This window comes from Kribbella sp. NPDC048915 (assembly GCF_040649595.1).
Lineage (GTDB): Bacteria > Actinomycetota > Actinomycetes > Propionibacteriales > Kribbellaceae > Kribbella.
Genome location: NZ_JBEZFT010000034.1, coordinates 1 through 18546, shown reverse-complemented (window position 1 = coordinate 18546; position 18546 = coordinate 1). Strand labels below are relative to the sequence as shown.

Sequence of the window (18546 nt, the reverse complement as noted above, 5' to 3'; positions counted from 1 at the left end):
CGTTGAGTGCCGTTCTTGTGATCAGCGTCTCGCCAACCAAGCGCTCCGCTGCCACGTCGAACGACGCCTTGCAGCGCGTCTGGCACACTCGAAGGGACGAGGGTGAGGTGAGGCGGATGGCGGAGCGACGGCCGATGAAACCGGGCGATCTGATCGGGATGGCGACGGCTGCCGGTCAGGAGGCGCGGGAGGTCGCGGCCCGTCGGCGGATGGCGCCGATCCGGCTCACCGACGAAGAGCGCCGGGTCTGCACCGACGAGCTCGCCGAGCAGTTCGCCCTCGGCCGGTTGAACGAGGACGAGCTGCACCGTCGTGTAAACCTGCTCAACGAGGCGGTCACCCACGCCGACCTGCAGCCGGTGTTCGCCGGGCTGCCGGCTCCGTCTTTGTACAAGCCGGCGCCTCGCAACCCCGGCCGGTGGCGCTGGGCGGCCTTCATCGGCGCGGTGTGGATGGCGCTGCCGTTCGCGCTGGTCGGGCTGGTGCTGCTGGTGTTCGGGCGTGAAATCGCCGCGGCCATCTTCGGGCTGCCCGCGATCGCGTGGGTGTTCTTCACCTACCGCTGGGCCTCCCGCCCGGCCCGCGAGGAGCGCCGCCGCTCAGGCTCCTAGCGTCGATTCACGGGTGATCAGCTGGGTGGGCAGTTCCAGGACGCCGTGGTGCGGCTTGCCCGCAATCGCTTCGAGCAGGAGGGACGCGGCGCGGCGGCCGAGGTCCTCCAGTTGCAGGTCGACGGTGGTGAGCGGCGGCCGGCTGGCCAGTGCCATCACCGGCCAGTTGTCGTACCCGGTGACGGCGATGTCGTCCGGTACGGCGTGACCGAGCTCGCGGAGGCGGTCGCACACGCCACGGGCGATCTGGTCGCTACCACAGGTGATCGCGTCCGGGCGCTGCCGCAGTACCAGGTCGGTGGCTTGCCGGCCCCAGCGCTCGCTCCACTCGCCGAACAGCGGCTCGGTGCAGAGGGCGTCGGCGATGGCCTCGGCGCGTTGCTCCGCGGCGCGATGACGCTCGGGGCCGGTGATGTGCGCGATGCGGGTGCGGCCGAGGCCGTGCAGGTGTTTGATCACCGACGCGGCGCCGGCCGTGTCGTCGACGACCACTGAGGCGTCGTCCGGGTCTGTCGACGGCGCGAGCGCGTACACGACCGGCAGCGGGACGTTGATCGGCGCGCGAGGCTCGGTCCGGCGGCCGGTCACGACGATTCCGTCGACGCCGCGGGCGAAGAGCGACCGCAGGTAGGTCTGCTCGCGCAGCGGATCGTCGCGGGTGTCGCAGAGGACGGTCGCGAGCTCGCCCGCGCTGAGCACGTCCTCGACGCCGCGCATGATCGGGATGCTGAACCGGCCGGAGCTGTCGGTGGTCAGCAGAGCCACGGTGTAGGTGCGGCCGGAGGACAGCGCGCGACCGCGGGCGTCCGGGGTGAACCCGAGCTGCGCGGCGGCCTGGCGGACTCGGTCGCGGGTCTCCTGGCTCAGCTGGCCGGTGTCGCTGAGAGCCTTCGAGGCGGTCCCGGCGGACACGCCGGCGAGTGCGGCGACATCCACCAGCCGTACCGAACGACGTTTCATCCCGTTTCCTCCTGATGGTGTGCCGAAGCCTAGCAAAGCCACCGACGGGACCTTGCTGACCTGGGCTTTGGGCTTGACCTGCAGGATTCGCAGTCCTACGTTGTCAACGGCGGAAAACGTGTGCGGTTTTTCCGTCTTGTGTGATGCCCGCCCCCGTCACGCGAAAGGTCCCGCCATGCCCGAGCGCCCTCGTCCCGAGCACGAACTCCCACCCCGTATCCAGCCCGAAGGAATGCCCCGACGTGACTTCCTTGGTGTCTCCCTCGCCGCGGCGGCTGTCGTGACCGCCGGTACGGCGCCCGCGGCGGCTGCCCGCCCGTCCGGACCGCCCGCCGGTCGCGGCGGCCACTACGTCCCGCAGCGCGCACCGCTGCGCCCGGTCCCGTTCCAGAAGCTGCCGCCCGGCGCGATCGAGGCCCGCGGCTGGCTCGCCCAGCAGCTCGAGTTGCAGGTCAACGGTCTCTGCGGCCGGTACGACGAGATCTCGGACTTCCTCGGTTACGAAGGCAACGGCTGGGTCGACCCGGCGCAGGGCGCCTGGGAGGAGCTGCCGTACTGGCTGCGTGGCTTCGGCGACCTCGGGTACGTCACCGGCGACGTCGGCGTACTGAGCCGAACCCAGCGCTGGATGGAAGGCATCCTCAAGACCCAGCAGCCCGACGGCTGGTTCGGTCCGGAGCGGTTGCGGACCTCGCTGGAGGACGGTCCGGACTTCTGGCCGGGCATGCCGCTGCTGGCCGCGTTCCGGTCCTGGCACGAGTACTCCGGCGACGAGCGGGTGATTCCGTTCATGACGAAGTACCTGCGGTTCCAGAACACGCAGCCGCCGGAGGTGTTCAACCGCTCGTGGGGTGCGTTCCGCTGGGGCGACAACATCGACAGCGCGTACTGGCTCTACAACCGCACCGGTGAGTCCTGGCTGCTGGACCTGGTGCAGAAGATGCACAGCGGGTCGGCGGACTACATCGACGGCATCCCCACCTGGCACAACGTGAACCTGGCACAGGGTTTCCGCGAGCCGTTGCAGTACTGGCTGCTGTCCGGCGACGCCAAGCACCGCGAGGCGACGTACCGCAACTATGCGACGGTGATGGGGCTCTACGGGCAGTTCCCCGGCGGTGGGTTCGCCGGCGACGAGAACTCGCGCCCCGGCTTCGGCGACCCGCGGCAGGGCTTCGAGACATGCGGCATCGTCGAGCTGATGCACAGCTGTGAGCTGCTGACCCGATTCACCGGCGACATCGCCTGGACGGACCGGTGCGAGGAGCTGGCGTTCAACTCGCTGCCGGCGTCGTACGACCCGCAGCAGCAGGTGATGCACTACATCACCTGCGCAAACAGCGTGCAGCTCGACGATGGTCTCAAGCACGGGCAGTTCCAGAACCCGTTCCCGATGCTGGCCTACAAGTACGGCGTCCGCCAGTACCGCTGCTGCCCGCACAACTACGGCATGGGCTGGCCGTACTACGTGCAAGAGCTCTGGCTGGCCACCACGGACAACGGTCTGGCCGCGTCGATGTACGCCGCCAGCAAGGTGACTGCAAAGGTCGGCCCTGGATCGGGCGAGACGGTCACTGTCGTGCAGGACACCGAGTACCCGTTCTCCGAGACCATCACGTTCACCGTCCAGACGGAACGCCCGGTGCGATTCCCCTTGTATCTGAGGCGTCCCGGCTGGACAGACGGCGCCGCGGTGAAGGTCAACGGGCAGCAGGTGCCGGTAGCCGGCGACTGGATGAAGGTGGAGCGCACCTGGCGTGCAGGCGATCGGGTCGAGGTGACGCTGCCGATGCGCACCACGAGGCGGGTCTGGGAGGACAACCAGCGTTCTGTGTCGGTCGACCGTGGCCCGCTGACGTACTCACTGCAGATCGACGAGCGCTACGAGCGCATCGGCGGGACAGCGGAGTGGCCTGAGCTCGCCGTCTATCCGGAGTCGCCGTGGAACTACGGGCTGGTCGCTGACGCGCCCGTTGACGTCGTACGGCGAGACGCCGGGGACAACCCGTTCACCACGGACGGCGTGCCGATTGCGCTGACCACGCTGGCTCGGCGGATCCCGCAGTGGGAGACAGACACCGAGGACGTGGTCGGACTGCTGCAGCCGAGCCCTGCGCGGTCGGACGAACCGGAAGAGACCGTGACGCTCATTCCGATGGGCGCGGCTCGCTTGCGGATCACGTCGTTCCCGCAGGTCGCTGCCGACGGCAAGGAATGGACGTACCGCACCAGGATCTCCGCGTCCCACGTGTTCGACGGTGACTCGCTCGAGGCTCCGGACTCCGGTCGTACGCCGGAATCCTCTGCAGACACGTCGATTCCGCGCTTCACCTGGTGGGACCGGCGCGGCACGACCGAGTGGATCGAATACGACCTGCGCTCGGTCCGGGAGCTTTCCGAGGTGTCGGCGTACTGGTTCGACGACACCGGCTTCGGCGAGTGCCGCGTACCGCAGTCCTGGCGAGTGCTGTGGCTGGACGGCGGGACGTGGCGGCCGGTCCAGAACACCACGCCGTACGACGTGGCGCTGGACCGGCTCAACACGACGACATTCACGCCGGTGCGGACGCAGTACGTCCGGGTGGAGGCCGTACTGCGTCCGACGTTCTCGGGAGGATTGCTCCAGCTGGCGTTCAGTTAGCCGGCGTCGCGCTGACGTGCAGGGTGACGGAGCCCTCCGCGTAGGTGGTGGTGTCCACGACGTACCAGTTGCCGGGGGCGGACTCGAGCTGCTCCAGCTTGGGGCCGTTTCCGGTCGAGTACTCGATCGTGGTGATGCCGCGGCTCTGCACCAGCGGGATCACCTGGTCGACGGTCTTGTTCTGTACCGCGAGACCCGCGAGCACCTCGCCCTTGTCGGTCGCGTGCGACGAGGTGTGGATGTACATCTCACCGGGCTTCGCCGCGCGACCGAACTGGATCTCCGTCTTGCCGTCGTAGTTCTTCGGCAGCTCGACGCCCTCCTGGCAGCCCGGGTCGGAGGCGTTCAGCGTGCCGTTGCAGTGCTCGCCGGGCTCCACGATCTTGAGCTGACTCATGTCGTCGTCGTTGCGGCCGCTGTAGCTGATCATCTTGCCGACCCAGGGCGGGCTGACCGGAACACTGTGCACCGTCACGTCCAGGCCCATCCGCTTGAACTCGGCGTTGTAGCGCTTGGGGTCCGCGTTCGGGTCGACCACGCGGACGATCAGCTTGTCGCCGCGCTCGGTGAACGACAGCGCCTGCGGCTGGTTCTGTGCCGGGCGGCTGAGCGTCGTCGCGGCCACCGCGCCGGCGATCACCAGCGTGCAGGCGGCGGCCAGGACCAGGCGGCGGGGCCGCGGCGGGCGGCGCAGCGGCACCACCGGTGCCGGTGTCACCTCCGCGGCGGTGCCGGCCTGCGTGGTGCCGGCCTGGGTGGTGACGGCGGCAGACAGCTCGGCCCACGCGTCGCCGGACACACTGTCGGTGCTGCGGTGCGGGTCAAGGCCGCGGACGGTTTCGTCGATGTCATGCGTCTTCATGAGATACCTCTTCGCTGAGGGCGACCACAGAGCGGTTCGCGAGCGGGGCGGTGAGCAATTTGGCGAAGCGCTTGCGGGCGCGGTGCAACCTGATGCGGACGGCGTTGCGGGAGATGCCGAGGACGGTGGCGATCTGCGCGGTGTCCAGCTCCTCCCACGCGACCAGCGACAGCAGCTCGCGGTCCTGCTCCGGCAGTGCCCGGAACGCGCGGGCCGCCGGTGTGTCCTCGAGCAGGGGTTGGACGTCCGGTGGGGTGTCGGTGAGCTCGTCGCGCAGCTTCGTCGCCAGTGCGTGGCGCCGGCCTTCGCCTCGTCGGTGGTTGGCCAGCACTCGGCGCGCCACGCCGTACAGCCACGGTTTGGTCTGCGGGTCGGGCGGTACGGCGTCCAGCCGGCGCCACGCGACCAGGAACGTGTCCGCGAGCAGGTCGGCGGCGTCGTGGCCGCTGTCGGTCCTGCGGCGCAAGTACCCGAGCACAGCCTCCCGGTGCGCCGCGAAGATCTGCTCGAACCGCTCCCGGCGTACGTCCGGCGGTGAGTCGTCCACGACTCCCTCACTCACCGGCCCACTCCGAGCCTCGATCGGTATCAGCGTCATACCCGGTAGATGTCCACCGGCCCCGGCCCTCATTTCACCGCACCCAGATTGCAGCAGGCCGCACCATTTCGTGTGGATCGAATCAACTAGCCTGTCGGCATGGAGGCGGTGCTGCGGTTGGCGGAGCCCGGGGACGGCGAGGCGATCGCCGAGTTGGCTCGGGTTGCTGTGGAGGCTCAGTTTCCGGCGTACTACGACAGCGCGCAGACGGCGAGTGCGGCCAAGCACATCACCACGCTGGACACCGCGCTGATCGACGACGGCACCTACTACGTGCTGGAGGCCGACGGTGAGATCGTTGCCTGCGGCGGGTGGAGCCGGCGGAACAAGCTGTTCAACGCGAGTACGGCGGGCGCGGACGAGCGACTGCTCGACCCGGCAACTGAACCGGCCCGTGTCCGGGCGATGTTCGTCCGAGCGGACTGGACGCGGCGCGGACTCGGCCGTGCGATCCTGACCGCCTGCACCGAAGCAGCCCGCGCGGAAGGGTTCACAAAACTCGCCCTGATGTCCACACTGCCCGGAGTGCCGCTCTACAAGGCTTTCGGCTTCACCGAGGTGGAGTCTGCGCAGCTACCGATGCCGGACGGCGCACTGCTCGCCGGCGTCGCGATGGAACGACCGATCGAGGAGAACGCATGACCGCCGGCACCACTGTCACCGCACCTGACGGCACCGAGGTCGTCCTGGGCGAGATCGGGACGCGCGTCCTGCTGAAGAACTCGCGCGTCCGCGTCTGGGAGGTGTCCCTGCAGCCCGGCGAGGCGCAGGGCTGGCACCTGCACCACAACCCGTACGTCGTGCTGTGCCTGTCGACGTCGCCGTGCCACATGGACTGGCTGGACGGCAGCCCGGCGCGCCAACTGAGCGAGACGGTCGGCGGGTCGGTCTACCGTCCGGTCTCCCCGGTGCACATGCTCACCAACGACGGCGACGCGCTGTATCTGAACCGCCTGATCGAGCTGCTCGACCTGGGGGAGGAGGCCTCGGGCGACCCGTACTTCGCGGTCACCGGCATCCCCGCCGAGTCCGGCTTCGAACAGGCCGGCGAGATCCCGGCCAAGGTGGTGGTCGACGAGGACGACGTCCGCGTCCAGCACGTCACGCCGGAGGCGGGCGAGTCGTACACCTGGCACACCGGTGCCTACCCGGCGCTGGTCGTCGACCTGGACCAGAGCAGCCCCGACGTGACGTACCTGGAGCCCGGCGCGAGCTACACGCTTCCGGCCAAGCAGGAGCGCACACCAGGCTTCAACCTGGTCGAGCTGCGCTACTACAGCAAGCCCCGCACCTGATCGGCATCCCGCGCAGCCAGTACGGCGGCGGTGTCGACCTGACCGAGATCCGCCTGCCGTAGCCGCGCCTTGACGAGCGGCACCTGCGGTCCGACCGCACTCAGCTCGCGCACACCGAGTGCCGCGAGCAGTACGGCGGACTGCGGGTCACTGGCCAGATCACCGCAGACCGCGACACGGACACCGGAGTACCGGACGACGTGGTCGATCAACTGCAGTACGGCGGGATCGAGACCGTCGGCGAGCGGCGCAACGGCAGCGTTGGTGCGGTCGGCCGCCGTCGTGTACTGCGTGAGGTCGTTGGTGCCGATGCTGACGAAGTCGAGGTCGCGGGCGAGCGTCGCCACCCGCAGCGCCGCGGCCGGCACCTCGACCATGATGCCGACCTCGAGCCCGTCCCGCGGCCCGAGCTCCTCCAGCGCCCAGGCCACCTCGTCCGCGGTCGTCACCATCGGGAACATCACGTGCACCGGCGTCTCGGCCGCCGTACGACGGACTGCTTCCAGCTGATCGCGCAGCAGTTCGGGACGGCGCCGGAACACCCGGAGCCCGCGCTCACCGAGGAACGGGTTCGCCTCCTGCGCCTGTGGGAGGAACGGCAACGGCTTGTCGCCGCCGATGTCCCAGGTCCGGATCGTGATCGGCTTCCCGCCCAGCGCCCGCGCGATCTCGCGGTACGTCGCCACTTGCTCGTCGACCGTCGGCGCTGTCCGCCGATCGCCGAACAGCACTTCGGTGCGTACCAGGCCGGACCCTTCGGCCCCGCGCGCATCCACGGCATCCTGGACGACGCCCACATTCACCAGTACGTCGATCGTCGTGCCGTCGCGCGTGGTGGCGGGCTGCTCCGCGTCGGCGAGCGCCTGTGCCCGCTCCGCGCGGCGCTCGGTGATCGTTGCCGCCACCCGCTCGGCGTCCGGTGCGACGTCGAAGGTCCCGGTCCGCGCGTCGAAGGCAACCAGCATGCCCGGCGTGACCTCGACGTCTCCGATCCCGGTGATCAACGGGATGCCTCGCGAGCGCGCCACGATCACCCCATGTCCGGTCGTCCCGGCCGCGCGAACGGCGATCCCGGCGATCCGGGTCGCATCGATCGTGGCGGTGGTCGCCGCATCCAGCTCCGGTACGACGAGGATGCCGTCGGTGGGCGTTTCCTCGGACGCGACACCGGCCAGTCGACGCAGTACCCGATCGCGTACGGCGCGGACGTCCTGCGCACGCTCCCGCTGGTACGCGTCGTCGAGCCCCTCGAAGGTCGCAGCCAACGCGTCGTACGAGTGCTGCCACGCCTCGGGTGCCGAGGCCCCGGCCGAGATCGCCGCCCGGATCTCGTCGAGCAGCAATCGGTCCTCGAGCATCGCCAGGTGGGCGTCGAAGATCGCACCGTGGTCGGCGGTAGTGTCCCGCAGTACCCGAAGCTCGTCGCGCGCCGCCGCGAGAGCGTCGTCGAGCCGAGCCAGCTCGTTGTCATCGGCAACATAGTCGCTCAGGTCGACCGCATCGCCGGCGGGCACGGCCGGGCCGATCGCCACGTCCAGCCCGGAGCCACCCGCCGCTTCTGCCGGCTCTGCCGAAGCCGCCACACCCGCCGTGGCTGCCGGTTCGTCGCCGAAGTTCTCGGCCGCCAGTTGCTCGACGGCTGCCAAGGCCTCGGCAGCCTGCGGGCCACTGGCACCGACGCGCAGCCGGTGGCCCTGCTGGGCGTTCAGCGTCGCGACCATGCTCAGGCTGCCCGCGTCCACCGGCCCGCGGCCGGTGTCCAGATCGGTGAGCGTGACGGCGGCATTGAAGCGGTTCACCAGCCCGACCAAGCGAGCCGCAGGGCGCGCGTGCAGGCCGTGTTCGTTGCCGACGAGAACCTCGACGGTGCGATCGGCCGCCGCAACCTGAACCGCTTCAGGAGCCGAGTCGCCGAGGTGATCCTGCTTGCCGGCCAGGCCGCGTTCCGCTTCGGCCGCAACCGCCGCCAGCGGGGCGCCGGTCGACGCGGTCACTACCGCCGCGACCAGGCCCTCGACCAGCGGAGCACTGGACAGCCGCACCCGAGCCGCGACCTCCGGATCGACGAACTCCAGCGCCATCTCGGCGCTCAGCACCGCACTGCCCAGGTCGAGCAGCACCAGTACGCCGTCCGGACTGTCGGCGGCGGTGACCGCCTCCGACACCGCCATCGCGTCGGTCCCGAACGTCGTCGCATCCAGACCGGCCGCCACCGCGATCACCGGTCGCTTGCCCTCGGCCACCATCTCCGACGCGAGCCCGACCGCGGCATCGGCCAGCGCACGGCTGTGCGACACCACCACGATGCCGATCATGAGAGTGTGCGCGCAGCAGACTCCACAATCAGCGTCGTACTGGTCGCGCCGGGATCCTGGTGCCCGGCGCTGCGTTCACCCAGGTAGCTCGCACGGCCCTTCCGCGCGACCAGCGGGATCGTCGCGTCCCGTCCCTTCGCCGCCGCCTCGGCCGCCGCGGTCAGCGCCGCCCCGAGGTCCGCTCCGCCCGCGACCGCACCGTCGTACGCCTCCAGCGCCGGCGCCCAGGCGTCGTACATCGTCTTGTCGCCGGGCTCGGCCTTGCCGCGGGCGAGGATGCCCTCGACCCCCGCGTGCAAGGCCTTCCCGATCGCCTCCGGCGTCGCCTCGGCACCCGCCAGCGCGGTCCCGAACCGCAGGAAGAACGTCCCGTACAACGGACCGCTCGCACCGCCGACCTTGCTCACCAGCGTCATGCCGGCCTTCTTGAACAGGTCGTCGGCGGTCTCGAACGACGTCTCGTCCAGCAGCGCCACGATCGCCTGGAATCCGCGATCCATGTTGGCGCCGTGGTCCGCGTCGCCGATCGCCGAGTCGAGCTCGGTCAGGTACGCCGCGTTCTCGTGCAGAACGGTCGCGCAGTCGCGCAGCCAGTTGACGAAGGAGTCCACTCCCATGCTCACGCTCCCCAGCGTAGACCGGGAGTGTTCACCGGAGCGTCCCACAGCCGCACCAGTTCGTCGTCCACCTTCAGCAGTGTGACCGAGCAGCCGGCCATCTCCAGCGACGTGATGTAGTTGCCGACCAGCGACCGGGCGACGGTGATCCCGGCCCGGTCGAGCAGCTGGGCGACCTCGTTGTACATCAGGTACATCTCGATCAGCGGCGTACCGCCCATCCCGTTGACGAACGCGATCACCGCATCGCCCTGCTGGTACGGCAGATCGGACACCACCGGGTCGACCAGCATCTGCGCGATCTCCTTGGCCGGGGCCAGCGGCAACCGCTGCCGGCCGGGCTCGCCGTGGATGCCGATCCCGACCTCCATCTCGTTCTCGGCCAGCTCGAACGTCGGCTTGCCCGCGGCCGGGACCGTGCACGACGTCAACGCCATCCCCATGCTGCGGCCGTTCTCGTTCACCCGCTTGGCGAGGTCCGCGACCTCCTGCAGCGAACGCCCCTCCTCGGCGGCCGCGCCGACGATCTTCTCCAGCAGCACCGTCACCCCGACACCGCGCCGGCCGGCCGTGTACAGGCTGTCCTGGACGGCGACGTCGTCGTTCGTCACCACCGACAGCACCTCGGTCCCGGCCTCGGCGGCGGCCAGTTCGGCGGCCATCTCGAAGTTCATCACGTCGCCGGTGTAGTTCTTCACGATGTGCAGCACGCCGGCGCCGCCGTCGACGGCCTTGGTCGCGGCCATCATCTGATCCGGCACCGGTGAGGTGAACACCTCCCCCGCACAGGCCGCGTCCAGCATCCCGAGACCGACGAAACCGCCGTGCATCGGTTCGTGCCCAGACCCGCCGCCGGAGATCACTCCGACTTTGCCGGCCTTCGGCGCATCCTTGCGGTAGACGATGCGATTCTCCACGTCCACCCGCAACCGGTCCGGATGTGCTGCCGCCATCCCCCGCAGCGCCTCACCTACAACATCACCAGGGTCGTTGATGAGCTTTTTCATGAACCCATAGCAACACACCTCGGCCCGCCGCGCAGCCCCCCTGCGCGGCCGGTAACCGGGAGGATGCGGGCGGTCAGTCCTTCGGACGCAGCAGCGGGCGGACGACCTCGCGGGCGTCGTGGATCCGGGACTTCACCGTCCCGAGCGGGGCGCCGACCTCGGCCGCGATCTCCTCGTACGACAAGCCGTAGACGTCCCGCAGGACCAGCGGGGTGACCATCTGCGGGCGATCGCGCTCGAGGGTTTCGAGGGCTTCCAGGAGGTCCAGGCGGGTGCCGGCGATCACGCTGGTGGTGCGCGGATCCGGCTTCTCCATGCTCTCCGGGTTGTGCGCGGCCTGGGCGGCGCGCTTCAGCTTGCGGTACGTCGAGCGGGCGGAGTTCGCCGCGACGGAGTGCACCCAGGTCGAGAAACTGCTCCGGCCGGAGTAGGTGTTGATCTTGGTGGCGATGTTCAGCAGCGCTTCCTGGGCCGCGTCCTCGGCGTCGGCGGAGTACGGCAGGACGCTGCGGCAGATCCGCAGGACGCGCGGATACACCTGCCTGAGCAGGTCGTCCATCGCGTTCTTGTCGCCCGCCTGGGCCTGCTCCGCGAGGGTGGCGAGGTCGTCGGCCGGACTCGTGCTTTCGCTCATCTGCGCCTTTGCTGTCCTGCGCCCCCCGGATGAGGACACTCCAATGACCCATAATGCCCTGTATGGGGGTCCCAACCAGACTCGGTCGCTACGCCGTGCGCCGACGCCTGGGCGCGGGTGGTTTCGCGACCGTGTGGCTGGCGTACGACGAGCAACTCGACGCCGAAGTGGCGATCAAGGTGCTCGCGGACAACTGGGGGCACGACGACTCGGTCCGGAAACGCTTCCTCGAGGAGGGGCGGTTCCTGCGCCGGGTGGAGTCCGAGCACGTCGTCCAGGTGCACGACGTCGGCGAACTCGAGGACGGCCGCCCGTTCCTGGTGCTCACGTACGCCGACCGCGGCACGCTGGCCGACCGCCTGAAGAAGGAGCCGTTGCCCCTGCCTGCGGCCGTCGACGTGGTCGTCCAGGTCGGTCGCGGACTCCAGGCGCTGCACCGGCGCGGCCTGCTGCACCGCGACGTGAAACCGGCCAACGTCCTGTTCCGCAGCACCGACGACGGCGAGCGGGCGGTGCTGTCCGACCTCGGGCTGGGAAAGTCCCTCGACGAGGTCTCCCGCATCACGATGCCCGGCGGCACCCCGTCGTACGTCGCTCCTGAGCAAGCGCTGGGGGAGCGGCTCGACCAGCGCGCCGACCAGTACTCGCTCGGCGCCGTCGCGTACGCCGCTCTCACCGGTCGCTCGCCGCACCAGGTGGACGGCCTGGGCGCCGCGAGCCGGGTGGAAGTGGCACCGCCGCCGAGTTCGCTCGGGTTCGAGCTGCCCGAACAGGTCGACGCCGCGATCGTCCGCGCCCTGGACCCCGACCGCGAGAAGCGCTGGCCGGACGTCCAGACCTTCACCAAGCAGCTGGTCGGAGCGCTCGACGAGACCACCCACAGCTTCTCGGTCGCTGCCCGCGAGACGGCGACGGCCCGTACTGCCGGCGCCGACCTGGACGCGAAGACGGCCCTCAGCGACGAGAACCAGCCGACTCTCGTCACGGACGCTGCATCGGCCATCGCGACGCAGGCGGGCAGTAGGGCGTTGGGCAGTGGAGCAGCGGGTAGTACCGCGGCTGGTGCAGCTGCTGGTGGTACGGCGGGCGATGCGGCCGGGGGCAACTCGGCGGTGAGCGGTGTGGCGTCGGGTAGTACCGCTGCGGGTGGTGTCGCTGCAGGTGGTGCGGCCGGTGGTACTGCGGCGGCGGGTAGTACTGCAGCGGAGACTGCTTCGGTTGTGGCGCCACGGAAGCGGCGGCGCGGGCGGTGGCTCGTCGCGGCCGCGCTGGCCCTCCTACTTGGCGGTGGCGCCGGCTATGCCGCTCACTGGTACCTGTCGGGCCGCACGGTGGTTGCCGTCGGTCGAGACGGGTTCCAGGTGGAGTTGCCGCGGTACTGGGCGCGGTCGATGGCCAGCTCTGTCTGGACAGCGCCGGGCAGCGACGCGGCCGCCCCGGCGTTCCGGGTCAGCAGGGACGTCGGCTGGTCGGGGCGGACGCCGGGTGTGTTCGTCGGGGTGTCCAAGACGAAGCTGGCAGTGCCGGCCGGCCAGAACTGTGCTGTCCCGGGGGCGCCGAGCATCAACACGTCCGGTGATCGCATCTTTACGGAGCGGATTTCCACGGATTGCTTCGGTGCGGATATCGTGCTGCTCCAACGGGTCGTCGATTACGGGGCCGAGGGCTCGTTGCTGGTTCAGGTGGTTGTCCCTGGATCGGATCCGGCCCGTGCCGCCGCGATCGCGGACACGGTGAAGTACAACGACTGAGCAGGTGTCCCCATGCGTTTTCCGACCGAACGGTTCCGGCCGTCGCCGGCGCTGATCGAGTCCACCCGGCGCCGGTTCTACCGGCTCCGTTCCACCATCTTCCGCACCATCTGGCCCGTCGACTGACCCACCACAGTCCGGCCACCACGGTCCGACCAGCACGGTCCGACCAGCCGCCGGCCGGCTACCGGGGCACGACCGGCGGGCTAGAGCTCGCTGTCGTGGCGTTCGATGGTGCTGGTGGCGCGGTCGAGGACGTCGAGCAGGGCGTCCTTGTCCTGCGGGAGGCCGGTGGAGCTCATCTCGACGGCGCAGTTGCCGCTGTCGTCGGCGACCCAGCGGACGATGACGTACCGCAGGATGCCGCGCGGCGAGAGCTCCTCGTCCGGGACGTAGGAGTAGGTCAGCGTCGCGGACCTGTCGTCCACGTCGCTCGACAGGATCTTCACCATCTGGCTCGGTGACACCGCGGCGAGCTGCTGCTCGCGCAGCGCCATCGATTCCGCGGGCGGCCGGGTGATCGGAAAGCCGGCCTCGATCCGGATCCAGCGCTTCTTGGTGCGGTCGGTGAACCGGCCGCTCTTCGGCGGGGTCTGCTTCGTGTACGCCCAGTCCGCCGGGACCCGGACCGTGATCCGTGACTTGAGCTGGTCGCTCACGGTGAAGCTCCGCGTCGCGTATCGCAGGTCGTCGGCTCGCAGCGCGGGCGAGTCGTCGTGCGTGACCTTGCGCAGCGGCGGTGTGGGAGTGGGCGTGGCCGACGAGGCCGGGAGGTTGACCGCCAGCGGCGCGGCTGTCCCGGCGACGCTCGGCTCCTTGGTGAGGAACAGGCCAACGCCGTACCCGCCCGCGCCGCCGACCCCCGCCAGAGCGAGCAGGCCGGCGCCGAGCATCGTGCGCCTGGTCACCGTCCCCGCCATGCCTCACCTCCCCGGATGTCCCTGAGACCCCAGATCTCCCTAAGAGAAGACACCCTGACCCCCCGGACAAGTTGCTGCGGACTTGTAACGATTCCGTGAAAGTGAGCGCACGGGTACTCCGGACCGGTGCCTCAGCCGACCACGCGGGCCGACTGCGTGGCGTGCAGGAGGACCTCGTCGAGGCCGGTGGCGTCCTGCGGCAAGCCGGTGATGCTCATCTCGATCGTGGCGAACGGGTTGTCGTTGACCGCGATCCACCGCACGACGACGTACCGCAGGGTCTCGCCCGGAATATAGGTGTAGATCAGCGTGGCGACCGAGCGCGGCCGGCCGTCGTCGCCGAGGATCTGCTCGTCGCTGGTCTGGCTGATGATGCGCAGGCCGTCCTCGGCCGGCACGCTCTTCTTGAGGTCGACGACGAGTTTGGCCAGTTCGTCGGCGGGCGTCCGGACCGCGGGTTCAACCGCTTCGACCCGCACGCCGCGTTCCCGCAGTTTGTCGAGATACTTGAACTCGGCGGGGCGTTCCGGATCGCGCGGTGCCAGCCGCCAGCCCTGCGGCGTCTCGACCGCCAGCCGCACCGGCGCGGCGCCCTTCGGAGTCACGGTGACGCTGTGAGTGGTGTACTCCAAGCCGGTATTGAGCGGTTCGACGTTGCTCGGGACCGGCGTCTTCACCGGCAGTGAGGGCTCCGAGGGCGACGGGGTCGGCGACGGCGAGACCTCGCCGAGCGGCGCGGCCGTGCCGGCGGCAGTCGGGCGATCCAGGTAGTCACCGGCTGCGTAGCCACCGCCCACGCCGAGCGCCAGGGCCAGCAGCAACAGGCCGGCCGCTACGACTTTTCTCACGCGCGCACCCGCCCCGACACGGGCGCGGTCGGTCCGAACGACGTCGCGCCGGCCGGATACGAGAACGCGGTCACGGGCACGTCGCCCATCTTCTCAGGCGGCGTGGCCACCCGCCCAAAACGCCGGTGGAGGCCTTTTCACACCGGTGCCGACTGAATCCTTTCAACGAGGTCTTGACACCCTCCCGGGCCGTACGTAGCGTCCCGCGTGACAAAAGTAACACGATCTTTCGGTTACTTCACATTCTTGGCCGGTACGACGGCGCTCAGGAGGAACCCATGGCACTCGATCGGTCCATCAGCCGAAGGCGGCTCCTGCAACTGACCGGCGCCGCGACCCTGGGTGGCGCGCTCGCCGCGTGCGGCGGGGGCAACGGCAGCGGCTCGTCGTCCGGCGGCACCCTGAAGATCATCGGCGCCGGCAGCCAGGAGGCCGGTCTGCGGAAAGCGCTGGACGACTACAAGAAGGCGAACGCCGGGTTCGACTTCAACCTCTCGTTCTCGCCCGCCGACCAGTTGCAGACCGCGCTCCGCGCGCAGCTCGCGGCCGGCAACGCGCCGGACCTGCATGCGGTCTACCCGGGCAACGGCAGCGCGATGTCGATGGTCCAGCTGAGCAAGGCGAACCTGCTCACCGACCTCAGCGACCAGTCCTGGACGCAGAAGATCCCGGCGGGTTTCAAGGGCGCGTTCCAGAACGACGGCAAGACGTTCATCTTCTCGCCCGGGACCAGTGTGCTCGGCGTGATCTACAACAAGAAGGCGTTCGGCACCGCGGGCGTCGACGTACCGACGACGTGGTCGGAGTTGCTGTCGGCGTGCGAGAAGCTGAAGAGCAAGGGCATTGTGCCGATCGCGCTCGGCGCCCAGACGCCGTGGGTCACGCAGCTGATCGACTACGCGCTCGTCCCGGGCACCGTCTACGCGAAGACGCCGGACTTCGACGACAAGATGACCGCCGGCAACGCGTCGTTCGCCGACTCCGGCTGGGCCGAGGCGATGGAGAAGTACCTCGAGCTGCAGAAGAAGGGGTTCTTCAACGACAACCCGAACGGCACCACCTACGAACAGGCCACCTCGATGGTCGGCACCGGCAAGGCCGCGATGGCGGTCCAGGTGTCGGCCGTCCTGCAGGCCTTCCGGAAGGCGGCCCCGGCGCCGAACGACCTCGGGATGTTCCCGTTCCCGGCCACGGATGTTGCCGCCGACAACTGGATTCCGGGTGGTGTGGTGGTCGGCATCGGTCTGAACGTGAAGAGCAAGCAGGCCGAGCAGGCGAAGAAGTTCCTCGAGTACTGCGGTCAGCCCGACGTCGTCAACGCGTGGGCCGAAGCGGTCGCGTGCGTACCGCTGTACTCCGACGGCGACGCGAAGGTCGACCCGGTGCTGAAGCCGTTCCTGCCGTACCTCAGTGACGACAAGGCGGTCCCGTTCATGGACCAGCGCTGGCCGAACGCCGAAGTACAGCCGACCCACTTCGCGGTCGTCCAGGAACTGCTCGGCGGGAAAACGACGGTTCCGAACGCCCTGAAGAAGATGGACGAGGCCTACCGGAAGAGCGCATGACGGTCACGGCCCAGGCGGTACGGCGCGACGCGGTCCGGACGTCGCGCCGCCGGCGGAGCGGGATCGGTCCGCCGTGGTTGTTCGCGGTGCCCGCGCTACTCGTTTATCTGCTGGTTGTCTTGTATCCAGCGTTTTCCGGCGCCGGATCGGCCTTCACCGACTGGTCCGGCGTCGGGGCGCAGCGGTCGTTCGTCGGGCTGGAAAACTTCCAGCAGTTGTTCCGTGACGACCAGGCCCTCGGCGCGCTGCGGAACACGCTTTTCCTCACGGTGGCGATCGTCGTGGTGCAGAACGCGATCGGCTTGCTGCTCGCGCTCGGCGTACACACCGGGATCAAGAGCCGGATGGCGCTCCGGGTGATCTTCTTCGCGCCCGTCGTGGTCAGCCCGGTGATGGTCTCGTTCCTGTGGAAGTACGTGTACAACCCGGCGCCCGACGCCGGGCTGAACGCGGCGCTCGGCGCGATCGGGCTCGGCGGGCTGCGCCAGGACTGGTTGGGCAACCCGTCGCTGGCCTTGTGGTCGGTGGCCTTCACCGTGATCTGGCAATGCGCCGGGTATTCGATGGTCATCTTCCTGGCCGGGCTGGAAGGAGTACCGGCCGAGCTGCACGAGTCGGCGATGGTGGACGGCGCGGGGACCGTCGCCCGGTTCCGGCACATCACCTGGCCGCTGCTCGCGCCGGCCGTGACGATCAACCTGATGCTGTCCACGGTCGGCGGCCTGACGCTGTTCACCCAGATCATCTCGATGACGAACGGCGGCCCGGGGTACGCGACCGACACGCTGTCGACCGTCCTGTACAAACAGGCCTTCGTCTTCGGCAAGTTCGGGTACAGCACCGCGGTCGCCCTGGTCCTGGCGATCTTCGTCGCGGCGGTGTCCTTCATCCAGATCGGGTACCTGCGATCGCGGGAGACGACGGCATGAAGAACAAGTACTCGCCCCGCACCTTCGCGCTCGAGATCGTGATGGTGGCCGTCGCGATCGCGTTCCTGTTCCCCGTCTACGCACTGGTGACGCTGGCTTTCAAGGATCCCGGCCAGATCGCGAACAAACCGCTGTCGCTGCCGGATCCGCCGTCGATCGGCAGCTTCGGCGCGGCCTGGCAGTCGGCGTCACTCGGTTCGGCCTTGCTGAACAGCACGCTGATCACCGTGAGCAGTGTGCTGGTGCTGATCGTGCTCGGCTCACTCGCGGCGTACTTCCTGGCCCGGACGGCAACGCGCTTGAGCTACACGCTCTACATCCTGTTCCTGGTCGGCATCATCCTGCCGTTCCAGCTCGGGATGATCCCGCTCTACCAGTTGGTCAACGACCTCGGGCTGCTCGGCACGTACCAGGGGATGATCCTGTTCTACACCGGCATCCAGTTGCCGTTCACGGTCTTCCTCTACACCGGGTTCATCCGCTCGCTGCCGGCCGACTACACCAACGCGGCGCTGATCGACGGAGCCTCGCATCTGCAGGCGTTCGCGCACGTGATCTTCCCGCTGCTGCGGCCGATCACCGGTACCGTCCTGATCCTCAACGCCGTCCACATCTGGAACGACTTCTTCACCCCGCTGCTGTACCTCGGCGGCTCCGGCCGGGAAACCGTCCCGGTCCGGGTCTTCGCGTTCGTCAACGAATACACCTCGAACTACGGCCTGGTCGCCGCCGGCCTGGTCCTCGCCGCGCTCCCGATCCTCCTCCTCTTCCTCGTCCTCCAGCGCTACGTCATCCGAGGCTTCGCCTCCGGCCTCAAAGGCTGACCCGCCCGGCAGACCCACCCCAAACGCGCCGACCACCCCAGGCGTGCAGCGCCGGCGCATCGAACATCTCATGCACGCAGCGACCGGCGCGCCGGTCGTGTCCCGCACGGTGGGTTCACCCACGGTGTTGTGGGTTCCTGACCCGTGTGAAGGGTTGGGAACCCACAAC

Annotated in this window: 17 protein-coding genes and 1 pseudogene; 8 read left to right on the top strand and 10 right to left on the bottom strand. The window is 69.2% G+C overall.

Annotated elements, in window-relative coordinates; genetic code table 11:
* Positions 1–116 precede the first annotated feature (116 nt).
* Complete coding sequence (locus AB0B82_RS18960) at positions 117–611, top strand: DUF1707 domain-containing protein (RefSeq protein ID WP_360169624.1); 495 nt, start codon at positions 117–119, stop codon at positions 609–611.
* On the opposite strand, the gene AB0B82_RS18955 is transcribed toward AB0B82_RS18960, so the two are convergent.
* Positions 600–1571, bottom strand: a complete 972-nt coding sequence (locus tag AB0B82_RS18955; RefSeq protein WP_360169621.1) for a LacI family DNA-binding transcriptional regulator — start codon at positions 1569–1571, stop codon at positions 600–602. The two genes, AB0B82_RS18960 and AB0B82_RS18955, sit on opposite strands and share 12 nt — an antisense overlap.
* Before the next feature lie 175 nt (positions 1572–1746).
* Here AB0B82_RS18955 and AB0B82_RS18950 point away from each other — a divergent pair, with 175 nt between their 5' ends.
* Positions 1747–4212, top strand: a complete 2466-nt coding sequence (locus AB0B82_RS18950; RefSeq protein ID WP_360169619.1) for a beta-L-arabinofuranosidase domain-containing protein — start codon at positions 1747–1749, stop codon at positions 4210–4212.
* On the opposite strand, the gene AB0B82_RS18945 is transcribed toward AB0B82_RS18950, so the two are convergent.
* On the bottom strand, positions 4205–5074 hold the full coding sequence (locus tag AB0B82_RS18945; protein WP_360169617.1) for a hypothetical protein: 870 nt from the start codon (positions 5072–5074) through the stop codon (positions 4205–4207). The genes AB0B82_RS18950 and AB0B82_RS18945 overlap by 8 nt on opposite strands.
* Positions 5061–5636 (bottom strand): sigma-70 family RNA polymerase sigma factor, encoded by a 576-nt coding sequence (locus AB0B82_RS18940; protein ID WP_360169615.1) that lies wholly within the window; start codon positions 5634–5636, stop codon positions 5061–5063. Before AB0B82_RS18940 ends, AB0B82_RS18945 begins: the two co-directional genes overlap by 14 nt.
* Before the next feature lie 135 nt (positions 5637–5771).
* On the opposite strand from AB0B82_RS18940, the gene AB0B82_RS18935 reads away from it, so the two are divergent.
* Positions 5772–6314, top strand: coding sequence for a GNAT family N-acetyltransferase (locus AB0B82_RS18935; RefSeq protein WP_360169613.1), 543 nt, complete (start codon positions 5772–5774; stop codon positions 6312–6314).
* The gene (locus AB0B82_RS18930; protein WP_360169610.1) at positions 6311–6967 is read left to right on the top strand and encodes a hypothetical protein; all 657 of its coding nucleotides are present in this window, start codon (positions 6311–6313) and stop codon (positions 6965–6967) included. Before AB0B82_RS18935 ends, AB0B82_RS18930 begins: the two co-directional genes overlap by 4 nt.
* Here the strand turns inward: AB0B82_RS18930 and ptsP are convergent.
* The 5 genes and pseudogenes from ptsP to AB0B82_RS18905 all read right to left on the bottom strand — a co-directional run bounded on the left by ptsP (position 6946) and on the right by AB0B82_RS18905 (position 11540).
* Positions 6946–8904 (bottom strand): phosphoenolpyruvate--protein phosphotransferase, encoded by a 1959-nt coding sequence (gene ptsP, locus AB0B82_RS18925; protein ID WP_360169759.1) that lies wholly within the window; start codon positions 8902–8904, stop codon positions 6946–6948. The two genes, AB0B82_RS18930 and ptsP, sit on opposite strands and share 22 nt — an antisense overlap.
* Positions 8902–9282: pseudogene (gene dhaM / locus AB0B82_RS18920) on the bottom strand (dihydroxyacetone kinase phosphoryl donor subunit DhaM); the annotation flags it as partial. The gene ptsP and the pseudogene dhaM, both read right to left, overlap by 3 nt.
* Entirely contained in the window at positions 9279–9899 is a 621-nt protein-coding gene (gene dhaL, locus AB0B82_RS18915) for a dihydroxyacetone kinase subunit DhaL (protein WP_360169756.1), read from the bottom strand. The pseudogene dhaM and the gene dhaL, both read right to left, overlap by 4 nt.
* 2 nt (positions 9900–9901) lie before the next feature.
* Complete coding sequence (dhaK, locus tag AB0B82_RS18910; protein WP_360169607.1) at positions 9902–10906, bottom strand: dihydroxyacetone kinase subunit DhaK; 1005 nt, start codon at positions 10904–10906, stop codon at positions 9902–9904.
* A 73-nt stretch (positions 10907–10979) separates the two neighbouring features.
* Complete coding sequence (locus AB0B82_RS18905) at positions 10980–11540, bottom strand: sigma-70 family RNA polymerase sigma factor (RefSeq protein ID WP_360169604.1); 561 nt, start codon at positions 11538–11540, stop codon at positions 10980–10982.
* A gap of 62 nt (positions 11541–11602) precedes the next feature.
* Here AB0B82_RS18905 and AB0B82_RS18900 point away from each other — a divergent pair, with 62 nt between their 5' ends.
* Positions 11603–13291, top strand: coding sequence for a serine/threonine-protein kinase (locus AB0B82_RS18900; RefSeq protein ID WP_360169601.1), 1689 nt, complete (start codon positions 11603–11605; stop codon positions 13289–13291).
* 206 nt (positions 13292–13497) lie between these two features.
* On the opposite strand, the gene AB0B82_RS18895 is transcribed toward AB0B82_RS18900, so the two are convergent.
* Positions 13498–14211 (bottom strand): hypothetical protein, encoded by a 714-nt coding sequence (locus tag AB0B82_RS18895; protein ID WP_360169598.1) that lies wholly within the window; start codon positions 14209–14211, stop codon positions 13498–13500.
* Between the two features lie 131 nt (positions 14212–14342).
* A complete protein-coding gene (locus tag AB0B82_RS18890; protein WP_360169595.1) occupies positions 14343–15059 on the bottom strand; it encodes a hypothetical protein in 717 nt (238 codons plus the stop codon).
* 278 nt (positions 15060–15337) lie between these two features.
* On the opposite strand from AB0B82_RS18890, the gene AB0B82_RS18885 reads away from it, so the two are divergent.
* From AB0B82_RS18885 to AB0B82_RS18875, 3 genes are read left to right on the top strand one after another with little or no spacing between them, the layout of a single operon-like run.
* Positions 15338–16624 (top strand): extracellular solute-binding protein, encoded by a 1287-nt coding sequence (locus AB0B82_RS18885; RefSeq protein ID WP_360169592.1) that lies wholly within the window; start codon positions 15338–15340, stop codon positions 16622–16624.
* A complete protein-coding gene (locus tag AB0B82_RS18880) occupies positions 16621–17553 on the top strand; it encodes a sugar ABC transporter permease (RefSeq protein WP_360169589.1) in 933 nt (310 codons plus the stop codon). The genes AB0B82_RS18885 and AB0B82_RS18880 overlap by 4 nt, the downstream gene beginning before the upstream one ends.
* Positions 17550–18377, top strand: coding sequence for a carbohydrate ABC transporter permease (locus AB0B82_RS18875; RefSeq protein ID WP_360169586.1), 828 nt, complete (start codon positions 17550–17552; stop codon positions 18375–18377). The genes AB0B82_RS18880 and AB0B82_RS18875 overlap by 4 nt, the downstream gene beginning before the upstream one ends.
* Positions 18378–18546: the final 169 nt, after the last annotated feature.